This window comes from Arthrobacter sp. J156 (genome assembly GCF_056172865.1).
On sequence record NZ_CM149650.1, the window covers coordinates 1,590,220 to 1,602,839 of the forward strand.

Sequence of the window (12,620 nt, forward strand, 5' to 3'; positions counted from 1 at the left end):
CGCGCCCGGGCCTGCCCTATGCCTCGGCGGGTCCGGCGGCCGGCACGGCATCGAGCGCCGTGGTGATGAGCCGTTCCAGTTCCTCCTCCCCCGCCAGGTCGTGGGGGCGGATCGTCGTCCCGTCGCCGACGTAGTAGAACGCGGCGCCGACCTGTTCCACGTCGATCCCGTGGAGCCTCGCCCACCCCAGCCGGTACACGGCCAGTTGCAGGGACTTGTGGGCGAGCTCCCGCCCGGTGGGAACCCGGCCGGTCTTCCAGTCGACGAGGACCCAGCGCTCCGTCCCGTCCTCGCCGCGCTCACGGAACACGGCGTCGACGCGCCCGCGCACGGTCACCGGTCCCACGGGGGTCTCGAGGGGGACCTCGACGTGGGTCGGTTGGCGTTCGGCCCACTCGGAGTCGAGGAAGGCGGCCTTCATCTCCTCGAGGCCGTACTGGTCGTCGACGTAGGCGTCCGCCGCCCCGGGGAATTCGCCGAGGTCGAGCATGCCGGTGCTGCCGTAGTGCTCCTCGACCCACGCGTGGAACGCCGTGCCCTTGCGGGCGGCGATCCCGGGGCGCCGCGGAACGGGGCGGCGCAGCTGGGCGAGGACCTGCCCGGCGTCCGTGGCGAGGTCAACGAACAGCGAGGCCCGCACGTGCCGGGGCGGTTCGGGCCTGCGCGGCCGGGTGGCCTCGAGCTGGCGGGCGACGAGCAGGCGTGCCTCGTGGTCCCAGTCCCGTCCGGAGTCCGTCTCCGGGGCCGGCGGCTCCTGTCCCGTCCAGCCGCGCACGGCGGCCGCGGCGGCCTCGGCCCGCGCCCGCCGCCCGGGAGGCCGGGCCTCGGGTACACCGGCCCGCAGCCGGACGGGGCCCTCGAGGGGGTCGTACGGCCAGCGCGCCTCGACGGGGTCCTCCCGGTAGGGGTTCTCCCCGGGCGCTTCCTCGTCCGCGCACCAGAGCGGGAGCACGGCGGACGGGGCCGGCCCCTCCGCCAACGGCAGCAGCGCCTCGAGGAACGGCGAGGGGGCGGTGGTCTTGGTCCGTGTGCCCGTCCACGCGGTGGCGGAGCAGAGCAACAGGTCCTTGGCCCGGGTCAGCGCCACATAGGCGAGGCGCCGTTCCTCCTGTTCCCCATGCGCGATCACGCGCTGGCGGAACTCGGCCTCGGACTCGACGGCGGCGAAGAGGCTCGGCTGCTCGGTGTCCCAGTGCGGCAGGTCGTTGCGGTCGCCGCGCAGCGGCCAGGGCAGGGCGCTGTCCCCCGTGGTCCACCGCGAGTCGCGGGCCGAGGGGAAGACGCCGTCGTTCAGCCCGGTGACGGCGACGACGTCCCATTCGAGGCCCTTGGAGGCGTGGATGGTCAAGAGCTGAACCGCTTCCGCGCTCGCCTCCTGCTGCACGACCTCGAGCCCGCCCTCCTTGGCGGCCGCGGCGTCGAGCCAGGCCAGGAAGCCGGCCAGGTCGCTGCGCAGGGCGGCGTCCGTGTAGCCGGCCGCGACGTCCGCGAAAGCGTCGAGGTGCCGTCGGGCCGCGTGGATCCCGGTTCCGGGCCGGGCGGCGACCTCGATGTCGAGCCTCAGGGTCCTCTCGACCTCGTGCAGCAGTGCCGGCAGCTCGCCATCCACGAGGGTGCGCAAGTGCCGGACCTCTCGTTGAAGGGCCGTGAGGCGTTGGAGGGCCGCGTCGCTGAGCGTCCGCCCGTCGGCGCTCGTCCAGCCCGGCTTCGGCAGCCAGTCAAGGGCCTCCACGAGGCTCGCGGCGTCGGAGACCTCGCTCCGGGCCTCGGCACGGGCGGCGTCGGCGGCGTCCTCCCGGGTGTCGACGTCGGCCTCGGCGCCGCGGCGCACGGCCGCCTCGCGCCGGCGGGCCAGGAAGCGGGACCAGTCGGCGAACGCCATGAGGTCGGCGGGACCGATCCTCCACCGCGCACCGGAGAGCAGCCTCAGGAGGGCGTCGGAGCGGTCGGGGTCCACGAGGACGCGCAGGGTCGCGACGAGGTCCACGATCTCGGGCATCCCCAGGAGCCCGCCGAGCCCGACGATCTCGTAGGGAATCCCGCGCTCCTCGAGCGAGGTGGCGAGCAGGGCGAGCTGGCCGCGCGTGCGGCACAGCACCGCCAGGGTGGGCGCCCGGCCGTTCAGGCGCCGGAAGGCGTGGTGCTCTTCGAGCAGGCGGTCGGCGATCCACGCGGCCTCGTCCGCGCTCGTCGCGTGGCGGACGAGCTCGACGCGCCCGGGGCCGGCGAAGGGGCTCGCCGCGAGCGGCGGGACCTCGATCCGGCGCCCGCCCCGGTTCGGGTCCGCGGCGTTCAGCGGCGCGGAGACCGCGTTGGCGGCCTCAAGGACGTTGACGGAGTTGCGCCAGGCCGTGGTCAGGAAGGCCGTGGCGGCCGGGCGGCGGTCCCCGTCCGCGGCCACGGCGGGGAACTCCTCCGGAAAGCGGAAGAGCTGCCCGGCGGAGGCGCCGCGGAAGCCGTAGATGGACTGGTTGGGGTCACCGACGGCCGTCACTGCGTGCCCGTCGCCGAAGAGCCGGGAGAACAGGATCATCTGTGCGTGGGAGGTGTCCTGGAACTCGTCGAGCAGCACGACCCTGAAGCGGGCACGTTCCGCCTCGGCCGCGGCGGGGACGGTCTCGGCGATCCGGGCCGCGAGCGCGACGAGGTCGCCGTAGTCCATGACGCCGCGCTCGCGCTTGAGGCGGGCGTAGCCGTCGGCGAGCCCGGCGACCGTGGAGCGCGTCCGGAGCCTGTCGAGGAGCTCGCGGGCCTTCTGCGCGGGCGGTGTCGTCTTGCCTTCCCGGTACGGCAGCGCGGCCAACCGCTCCACGAGGCCGTCGAGGTAGGCGGCTCCCTCCGCGGGCGTGCGCAGGTGCTCGGCGCATTCCCCGGCGAAGGAGACGACGGCGTCGATGAGGGTCGACTTGGACGACGCCAGGTGCTCGTGGTCGCCGTCGTAGGATTCAACGACGTCGGCGGCGAGCTGCCACGCCTGGGCCCCACCGATCAGGGCGGTATCGCTCTCGACCCCGATCCGCAGCCCGTGGTCCTGGACGAGGGTGTTGGCATACGAATGGTACGTCGACACGGAGGGCTCGAGCAGGCCCCCGTCCTCGGGGTCCGGCTCCCAGGCCCCGGACGCCGCGAGGGTCGCGAGCTGCCCGCGGATCCGCTGGGCGAGCTCGCCGGCGGCCTTGCGCGTGAACGTGACGCCCAGGATCTGCTCGGGCCGGACGAGGCCGTTGGCCACGAGCCATACGACGCGGTCGGCCATCGTCGCCGTCTTCCCGGAGCCCGCGCCGGCGACCACGAGGAGGGGTTCGAGCGGGGAGGAGATGATGCGGGACTGCTCGGCGGTGGGTTGGTGCTGGCCCAGCAGCTCGGCCAGTTCCTCGGGCGAGTGCCTCACGGTTCGGTCACCTGCCTTCCTTCGGTACACAGCGGGCAGACGGACGGGAGGCGACATGAGCTGCCAGCCGCCCCGCCGCGGGTGGGGTCGTGCCGGGCCAGGAAGTCGGCGGCCCCCATGGCCCGTGCCGCCTCGAGCACGAGGGGCGTCGCCCAGTCCTCGCCCTCGACGGCGGGCTGGACCTGCTCGCGGGGCGTCTTGGTGGAGGTGCCGAGCTGGACCAGGGCGGCCCCCGCCGGGTCGCGGGACAGGCCTGCGACCCCGTCGAGCGCCCCGGCCCGCACGGCGGCCTGGTAGCTGGCCAGCTGCGGGTTGCGGTCGACGTCCTTGCCTGACGGCTGGCTCTTGCCGGTCTTCAGGTCCACGACGAAGGGGCGCCCGTCGGGGCCGGCCTCGACGCGGTCGATCACCCCGCGCAGCCGCACGGTGGCGGAGCCGTCGCCGATCTCCACCTCGAAGTCGGTCTCGCGGCCGCGCAGCTCGCGCCCGGCCTGGCGCATGAGCAGGGTGTACTGCGCGAGCTTGCGCAGCATGGATCCGGCCCGGTCGTGGTCGCGGTGGGTCTCCCAGTTCGTCGGCAGGTCGAGCTCGGGCCAGCGCCGGTCCAGCTCCGTCAGGTACTGCTCCCCCGAGGCGTCGGGCAGGTCCTCGGCGATCGCGTGGACCAGCGTGCCGAGGCTGCGCGCGAAGTCCGTGGCCGGTTCCCCGCCGGCCGCCTGGACGAACCAGTTCAGCGGGGACTCGAGGGCCGCCTGGACCTTGGACGGGGAGACCTTGACGGGGTGCCCGTCCGCGGTGACGGGGCCCGTGCTCGTGGCGGGCGCCAGCCCCCACCACTCGTCCGGGTCGGCCCCGCGCACGGGCACGGGAGCGGTGGCGAGGCGGGCCAGGACCGCTGCCGCGTCCCGGGCCGTCGGGTCCAGCCCGCCGCTCCCCGGTCCGGGTTGCCCAGCGCCCGGGGAGGCGGACGACGCCGGCGCGGCCCCGCTGTCGTCCGCCGGACCGGTCGGGGCGGCGGCGGGGGCCGTCCGGGCTCCGGCCTCGGCGGCCTGCCGGAGCAGCGCCACGAGCGAGCCGAGCGTGCGGGCGCGCGGCACCCGGGTCACCGGCCGGGTCGCCGGCCCGCCGGTCTCCACCGGAGGGCTCCACGGGCTCACGAGGTCCAGGAATCCGGAGGGCTGGTGGTCCTCGGAGTCCACGGCGACGCAGACGAGGCTCCCGCGGCAGCGCGAGACGGCCGCCGCGAAGCTGCGCAGCTCGTCGGCGCGGGTGGCCCGCAGCCGCGACGCCGGATCGCGCTGCCGCAAGGCCACGGGGCCGTGTTCGACGACGTCGGCGAGGGCCCCGCTGTGCAGGAGCTCGCCGCGCAGGCGCGTGTTGGGCCAGATGCCTTCCTGGAGGCCCGGAATCAGGACGAGCCCCCACTCCCGGCCCGCCGCCGCGGCCGGCGTCAGGACCTCGACGGACGGACCGCTCCCGCCCCGCCCGGCAAGGGAGTCCATCGGCAGGTCCTGGGCCAGGACGTGGTCTACGAACTGGGCGATCGTGGCGCCCGGAAGCTGGTCGACGAAGCGCTCGGCGGCCTGGAAGAGCGCCAGGACGGCGTCGAGGTCCTGGTCCGCCCGGGAACCCGCTCCCCCGCCGGCGAGCGCCGCGGTGCTCCAGGCCCCCGACATCCCGGAGGCGTCCCACAGCGCCCAGAGTGCGGTCTCCGCCGTGGCTCCCCCGCGGTCCGCCTCCTCGGCGAGGGCGTCGAGCATCCGCCGGATCCGCCGGGCGCCGGCGGCCTCGCGGCCCGACCCTTCGGGGATCCCGACGGATCCGAAGAGGCCCGCGAGGAGCTCGGAGCTGCCGCGCGTGCCGCCGCGGGCGTGCTCCTCGCGGCGCAGGCCCTGCCGCAGTCGCCGCACGTCCAGGGCCGTCGACTGCCCGTAGCGGGAGGTCAGGAGCGATTCGACGGCGTGCAGACCGGTGGCGTCGCCGCCGGACAGGCCCAGCCGGAGCAGGTCCAGGAGCGGGCGGACGGCCGGTTCATCGCGCAGCGGCAGCTCGGCCGGGGGGACGCTGACGGAGATCCCCTGTTGGCCCAGGTGCCGCGCGACGGTCCGGACGAGCGCCCCGTTGCGGACGATCACGGCGATGTCGTCGAGCGGCCGGCCGCCCATGAGGTGTTCCTCGAGGATCCGGTGGGTCAGCAGGCGCAGTTCGTGCACCGGGGACTCAACGACGTGTGCTTCCACGGACCCCGCGGCCCCGGTACCGGCGCCGTGATCGGTGTCCCGGTCGGCGGCGCCCTCCGGCGGGCGCGCCGCGATCCCCGTCGCGGTCCCCGCCGGATGGGACAGGAGGCGGCCGGCGGCTCCCGCGGCGAGCGGGATGCGCCGGGCGACTCGCCCCCACGCCTCGGCGACGTCGAGGGGCATCCGATGCGAGTGCTCGAGGGTCGCCACGGCGACGGGTCGGGCCTCGGTGCCGTAGAACGTGTCGACGCGGGCGAGGAGGTCCGGGCGGGCGCCGCGGAAGCCCTGGACCACGTTGTCGGGGGCGGCGAAGGCGAGCAGGTCGGCGTCTCGGGCCAGGAGGGACAGGAGCCGGTGCTGGGCCGGATTGGCCTCCTGCAGGTCGTCGACGACGACGAGGCGGAGCCTCTCCCGTTCCTCGCCGAGGAGGCGCGGGTGGTGCTCGAGCAGCTCGGCGGCCGCGGTGATCAGCCCGGCCGGGTCGAAGGCCTCCGCACTCCCGAGGTCCAGCAGGTCGCGGTACTCCTGGTACAGCTCTGCCGCCGCCGTCCACTCGGGCACCGAGCACTCGCTCCCGAGCTCGTGGAGCCGGCCGGCCTCGACGCCGTGCTCGGCGAGGCGGTCGAAGAGCTCGCGGACCTCTTGGCGGAACCCGCGGGTGCCGACCGCCTCTCCGAGCGAACCCGGCCACGCGGGGCCGGGCGTGATCCCCGCGGCATGGCCCGCGAGGAGCTGGCCGATCAACGTGTCCTGCTCCGGGCCGGAGAGGAGCCGCGGCGGGCGTTCGACGTGGGGAAGGTAGCCATCCAGGCGGGCGCGGCGGATCAGGTCGAACGCGTAGGCCGCCCACGTGCGCACGGCCGGTTCCGAGAAAGTGGATCCGCTGCCGGCCGAAAGCTCGTCGCGCAGGCGTGCCGCCGCGGCGCGCGAGGGGGCGATGACCAGGAGCGAGGACGGGTCCAGTCCGGCGGCGAGCCGCGCGGAGACCGCCCGCAGCAGCAGCGTCGTCTTACCGGTTCCCGGCGCGCCGAGGACCACGGTGGGGCCGTGTCCGGGCCCGAGCTCGAGAAGACGCGTCGCGGTATCCATGGAGCTCATCCCAGCACGCCGCCCCGACGCTTTGGGTCCGGCGCCGCGTGTGGACCCCCGCCGAGCTGCGCGGCGAGGTCGTCGAGGGTCCGGAAGTCGTCGTCGGACGGCTGCCAGCGCGCGAGGGCGAGACGGATCCGGCCGCCGCGGACGGGTGTTCCCTCGTCGTCCCAGCGGAGCCGCGCTTCCCCGCTGAGCGGCTCCGGCAGGGAGCCGTCCGCGCGCACGACCCGCCACCAGGGGACCCCGGATGCCGCGCCGCTGCCGGCCATCGCCGCACCGACCTGCCGCGGGCCGCCGGCCCCGAGGAGCTCGGCGATGTCGCCGTAGCTCACGGCGCGTCCGGGGGCGATGAGCCACGCGACGGCGTGCACGGCCTCGGGGTAGCTCAGGGACATGACCACCAGCCTAGGGCGCGGGCGGGGCGTCGGGGATCCCGAGCGGCCGCGGCGTGGCGGCCGATCCCGGACGACGCCGGTGCCCCCTCCTCCTCCACAGGCCCCTTCCGGCGGTCCTTGTCCACGTCGGGCCCCGCGCGGGGCGGGCGCACGCGGCGGCACGGTAGCGTGGAACCATGAGCAATTGGCATGAACTTCCCCGGGCCTCGTTCGACCTCGAGACGACCGGCAGGGACCCGGAACTGGCCCGCATCGTCACGGCGTCGGTCCTCGTGGTCAACGGCCGCCAGGAGATCCTGAACCACCGCGAGTGGCTCGTGGATCCCGGGGTTCCGATCCCCGAGGAGGCCGCCGCCATCCACGGCGTGAGCACCGAGCGGGCGCGGGCCGAGGGCGCCGACGCCGCGACGGCGGTCGCGGAGATCACCGCCCACCTCAGGGAGCTCTTCGCCACGATGCCGGTGCTCGCCTTCAACGCGAGCTACGACTTCACGGTGCTGGACCGCGAGTGCCTGCGCCACGGCGTCGAGGCCCTCGAACCCGCAGCGGTCATCGACCCGTACATCATCGACAAGCACGTGGACAAGTACCGCCGCGGCAAGCGCACCCTCACGGTCATGAGCGAGTTCTACCGCGTACCGCTCGTCGATGCCCACACCTCCGTCGCCGACGCCGCAGCGACGGTCGGCGTGGCCGATGCGCAGGTGGCCAAGTACAAGCAGCTGCGGATGGATCCCCTGCAGCTCCACGGATCCCAGGTCCGGTGGGCCGCCGAGCAGGCCGCGAGCTTCCAGGCGTACCTGCGCCGCAAGGACCCCTCCGCCGTCGTCGACGGGCAGTGGCCCGTCCGGCGCCGCCCCTGAGCCGACGCGCCGTCCCCCGCCCGTCGTCCGCCGGCGGAGACTGTGCCGAAACACACAGCCGCCGGTGGACACACAAGCCGGTGGAGACGCTTCCACCGGATCGCAATGCTTCGGCAAACCGGGCCACTTGTGAAATTTTCGTCAACTCGAAACGGCTTCTTGGCAGAGTCGTCGGGCAGATGACCGTTTGTGACGCCCATTCGGTCGCTTTTGTTCGACGGTGCTTCAATATGGGGTAAAGTTCCCCACTTCCATTGAGGCTCACTTGATCACAGTCACCGATCTGCGCAAGGTCTACCGGCAGGGCGGCCGCGAAGTCGTCGCGCTGGACGGCGTCACGCTCAGCGTCGCCAAGGGCAAGGTCCACGGAATCATCGGGCACTCCGGCGCCGGCAAGTCGACGCTGGTGCGCTGCCTGACGCTGCTCGACCGTCCGACGTCCGGAACCGTCGACATCGACGGCAAGGTCCTCACCGGCGTCTCGGACAAGGAGCTCCTGACGGCCCGCCGACGCATCGGCATGGTCTTCCAGCACGCCAATCTGTTCGATTCCCGGACCACGGCGCAGAACGTCTCCTACCCGCTGGAGCTCACGGGAACGCCCAAGGCCCAGGCGAGGAAGCAGGTCGCCGAGCTCCTGGACCTCGTGGGGCTCGGCGCGTTCGCCGACGCCTACCCCTCGCAGCTCTCCGGCGGTCAGAAGCAGCGCGTCGGCATCGCCCGCGCCCTCGCCACGGATCCGGACATCCTCCTGTGCGACGAGCCGACGTCCGCCCTGGACCCGAAGACGACCGATGAGATCCTGGCGCTGATCAAGAAGCTGCGCGACCGCCTCCAGCTGACCGTGCTCATCATCACGCACGAGATGCACGTCGTGAAGGAGGCCTGCGACTCGGTCTCCCTGCTCGAGGCCGGCCGCATCGTGGAGCACGGCGACCTGGCCGAGGTCGTGGCCCGCCCCAACGGCCGGCTCTCGGAGGCCCTCCTCCCGCTGCCGGCCGACGCCATCGAGGACCTCCCGGGCGGAACGGTCCTGGAACTGCTCTACTCGGGAAGCCGTGCCGTCGAGCCCGTCATCTCGGCCGTGGCGCGGACGTTCGAGACCGACGTCAACGTCCTGGCCGGATCCGTCGAGTCCCTCGGTGGAGCCCGGTTCGCGCACCTGCGCATCCAGCTGCCGGACGGCAGCGACATCGCGGCCATCACCGCGCACCTGAACGCCGCCGGCATCGCCGTATCCACCAAGGAGGCCTGAGGATGGACTTCTTCAACGACCTCGCGTCGAACCCCGCCATCACGAACGCGATCCCCACCGCAACGCTCCAGACCCTGCAGATGGTGGGCATCTCGGGCCTCTTCACCGTCCTCATCGGCCTTCCCCTGGGCATCGTGCTCCACTCCACGGCGCCCGGCGGGCTGACGCCGGTCCGCTGGCTGAGCTTCATCCTCTCCAGCGTGGTCGTGAACATCACGCGGTCCATCCCGTTCGCGATCCTCATGCTGTCCCTGATCCCGCTCTCCGTCCTGATCGTCGGAACGTCGCTGGGACCGATCGCCGCATCCGTTTCCCTGACGATCGGCACGATCCCCTTCTTCGCCCGCCTGGTCGAAACGGCCCTGCGCGATGTCCACACGGGCAAGATCGATGCCGCCCTCGTCATGGGATCGACGCGCTTCCAGGTCGTCCGCAAGGTCCTGGTTCCCGAGGCCATGCCCGGCCTCGTGGCCGCCCTCACGACGACGCTCGTCACGCTGGTCGGCTACTCGGCCATGGCCGGACTGGTCGGCGGCGACGGCCTGGGCCGACTGGCCTACAACTACGGCTTCCAGCGCTTCGAGACCTCCGTGATGATCGTCATCCTCGTGATCATGGTCCTCCTCGTCCAGCTGATCCAGGTGGTGGGCGACGCGCTCGCCCGCCGCGTCGACCACCGCTGATCCCCACTCCCCAAGACTCCCGTCACCTCGGCGACGGACGGCAGCCAGTAGCCGCTAGCTGCCTTAAACCGCCCGTCTTCCCCTTCAACGGGACGGCACGGCACCCAAGAAAAGGAACTCCTCCGATGCGTCAGAAAATCGCACTCGCCGTCACCGGCGCCGCAGCCCTCTTCGCCCTGACCGCTTGCGGCGGTGGTGACACCGGCGCCGCCGACACCTCGGCCGACACGAACTCCGCCGGCCTCGCCATCGTCAAGGTCGGCGCCAGCCCGGTCCCCCACGCCCGGATCCTCGAGTTCATCGACGAGAACCTGGCCGCCGATGCCGGCATCGATCTGGACATCACCGAGATCGACGACTACCAGACGCCCAACACGGCGCTGAGCGAGGGAACCCTCGACGCGAACTTCTACCAGCACCTGCCGTGGTTCGAAGACCAGGTCGCCACCAAGGGCTACGACTTCGAGCACGGCGAAGGCGTGCACATCGAGCCGTTCGCCGCGTTCTCCGACAAGTACTCGTCGGCCGGCGAGATCCCGGACGGGGCGAAGGTCGTCGTCACCAACGACCCGGCCAACCAGCTGCGCGCCCTCCGGGTCCTGGAGCAGGCGGGCCTGCTCTCCGACATCTCCGACGATTCCTCCGTCCTCACCCTGAGCGACGAGCAGAACCCCAAGAAGCTCGCCTTCTCCGAGGTTCCGCCGGAGCAGGCGGTCCAGGTGTTCAAGCAGGATTCGTCCTTCGACATCGGCATGATCAACGGCAACTTCATCCTGCAGGCGGGCCTGAAGAGCTCCGACGCCCTCGCGGTGGAGGAGACGGAAGGCAACCCGTACGCCAACTTCCTGGCATGGCGCGCCGGCGAGCAGAGCGACGCCATCGCCACCCTCGACGAGTTGCTGCACAGCGACGAGGTCGCGGCCTTCATCGAGGAGACCTGGCCGGACGGCGACGTCATCCCGGCCTTCTAGTCCCACCCGCGTCACGACGCGCCGCACGGCGGGGTCCCGTTCCAGGGGCCCCGCCGTGCGGCGTCTCTGGCGCGAGGGGGCCGGACGCTGTAGCTTTGACCCTTGTCGGCATCCGCCGACGACACCCCGCACTGGACCAGGGAGGAACCATGTCCGTCACCGGCCTCTACGCTTCCTTCCGCCCTGCCGCCGGCCTGCCCGACGGGCAGCAGCGTGCCTTCAAGCACGTGTTCAGCGCGTTCACCAGGTTGCCCGAGTCCTGACGCCCCCGGCGTTCCGGCCCCGCAACCACACATGGTGCGGGGCTTTTTCCATGGACCACTCGACGGAATCCGTGCCCCGCACCCCGACAGAGAGAGAAACCATGGAAAGGATCAACCGCCGGCTCTTCAACTGGGCCTCCATCCTCGATGCCCAGACCCGCGCGCAGGCCGAGACCACCTCGACACTGCCGTTCATCTACCCGCACCTGGCCCTCATGCCCGACGCCCACCTGGGCAAGGGCGCCACGGTCGGCTCCGTGATCCCGACCCTCGGGGCCATCATCCCGGCCGCCGTGGGCGTGGACATCGGCTGCGGCATGATCGCGGTGCGCACGCAGTACCGGCTGGGACAGCTGCCCGGGGACCGGCGCGCGCTGCGCGAGCAGATCGAGCGCGCCGTCCCGCTCTCGGCGGGCCACTACAACAAGAAGGTCGTGGCCACGGCCGCGCCGCGCATCTCCGAGCTGGCGGACGCCGCCGCTGAGGCGGGGTTCGACCCGGCCTCCTACGCGGGCAACTGGGAACTGCAGCTGGGATCGCTCGGCTCGGGCAACCACTTCATCGAGGTCTGCGCCGACGAGGAGGGCGCCGTCTGGCTCTTCCTGCACTCGGGCTCGCGCGGAATCGGCAACCGGATCGCCCAGCACCACATCAAGGTGGCGCAGGGCGTGGCGAGGCGCTACTGGATCCAGCTGCCGGATCCGGACCTGGCCTACCTCGTGGAGGGCACGGACGAGTTCGACGCCTACATCCGCGAGCTGCGCTGGGCCCAGCGCTTCGCCCTGCTGAACCGGGAGGAGATGATGGACCGGGTGATCCGCCAGTTCTCGGAGTGGGTCGACGGTCCGGTCGAGGAGGAGGAGCGGATCAACTGCCACCACAACTTCACCGAGCGGGAGACCCACTTCGGCAAGTCCGTCTGGGTCTCGCGGAAGGGCGCGATCCGCGCCCGGACCGGTGACGCGGGCCTGATCCCCGGTTCGATGGGCACGGCCTCGTACGTGGTGGAGGGTCTCGGCGACGCGCTCTCGCTCGAGTCCTCGCCGCACGGCGCGGGCCGCGAGTACTCGCGCACGGCGGCGCGGAAGGCGTTCACGCTCGATCAACTGCGCGAGGCCATGGCGGGGATCGAGTTCCGCGACACGGACGCCTTCATCGACGAGATCCCGGCGGCCTACAAGCCGATCGACACGGTCATGGACGACGCCTCGTCCCTGGTCCGGGTCCGGCACCGCCTGCGGCAGATCGTCAACGTGAAGGGCGACTAGGACGACGCCGGGGCCCGGGTTCACTGCCCGGGCCCCGGCCCTGGGTCCGGCACCGGGTCCGGCCCGGGGCCATGGCTCCCGGTCGGCAGGGGTCGGGCCGACAGGGTTCGGGCCGGGAGACGGGGACGGAGATCGCGGCAGGTCCCGGCCGGCGTCGTGACGAACCGGTGACGCCCGGGGCGGACACTGGCCCCAGCGC

Annotated in this window: 8 protein-coding genes; 5 read left to right on the top strand and 3 right to left on the bottom strand. The window is 72.8% G+C overall.

Annotated features, from left to right (window positions below; translation table 11 throughout):
* Positions 1-16: 16 nt before the first annotated feature.
* Genes AC0QR5_RS07280 through AC0QR5_RS07290 form a run of 3 tightly spaced genes read right to left on the bottom strand, consistent with a single transcriptional unit; the run spans position 17 to position 7,118 of the window.
* Positions 17-3,391, bottom strand: a complete 3,375-nt coding sequence (locus AC0QR5_RS07280) for an ATP-dependent helicase (RefSeq protein ID WP_329860303.1) — start codon at positions 3,389-3,391, stop codon at positions 17-19.
* Positions 3,388-6,720 carry an ATP-dependent helicase gene (locus AC0QR5_RS07285; protein ID WP_329860305.1) on the bottom strand — a complete coding sequence of 1,111 codons (3,333 nt, stop codon included), beginning with the start codon at positions 6,718-6,720 and terminating at the stop codon, positions 3,388-3,390. The genes AC0QR5_RS07280 and AC0QR5_RS07285 overlap by 4 nt, the downstream gene beginning before the upstream one ends.
* Before the next feature lie 5 nt (positions 6,721-6,725).
* Complete coding sequence (locus tag AC0QR5_RS07290) at positions 6,726-7,118, bottom strand: MGMT family protein (RefSeq protein ID WP_329860306.1); 393 nt, start codon at positions 7,116-7,118, stop codon at positions 6,726-6,728.
* 176 nt (positions 7,119-7,294) lie between these two features.
* Here AC0QR5_RS07290 and AC0QR5_RS07295 point away from each other — a divergent pair, with 176 nt between their 5' ends.
* The 5 genes from AC0QR5_RS07295 to AC0QR5_RS07315 all read left to right on the top strand — a co-directional run bounded on the left by AC0QR5_RS07295 (position 7,295) and on the right by AC0QR5_RS07315 (position 12,421).
* Positions 7,295-7,981, top strand: a complete 687-nt coding sequence (locus AC0QR5_RS07295; RefSeq protein ID WP_329860307.1) for a 3'-5' exonuclease — start codon at positions 7,295-7,297, stop codon at positions 7,979-7,981.
* Between the two features lie 265 nt (positions 7,982-8,246).
* Positions 8,247-9,236 (top strand): methionine ABC transporter ATP-binding protein, encoded by a 990-nt coding sequence (locus AC0QR5_RS07300; protein ID WP_329860309.1) that lies wholly within the window; start codon positions 8,247-8,249, stop codon positions 9,234-9,236.
* Positions 9,237-9,238: 2 nt separating this feature from the next.
* Entirely contained in the window at positions 9,239-9,919 is a 681-nt protein-coding gene (locus AC0QR5_RS07305) for a methionine ABC transporter permease (RefSeq protein WP_329860310.1), read from the top strand.
* Positions 9,920-10,044: 125 nt separating this feature from the next.
* Entirely contained in the window at positions 10,045-10,890 is an 846-nt protein-coding gene (locus AC0QR5_RS07310; protein WP_329860311.1) for a MetQ/NlpA family ABC transporter substrate-binding protein, read from the top strand.
* A gap of 364 nt (positions 10,891-11,254) precedes the next feature.
* Positions 11,255-12,421: an RtcB family protein gene (locus AC0QR5_RS07315; protein WP_329860313.1), complete on the top strand. Its 1,167-nt coding sequence runs from the start codon at positions 11,255-11,257 to the stop codon at positions 12,419-12,421.
* Positions 12,422-12,620: the final 199 nt, after the last annotated feature.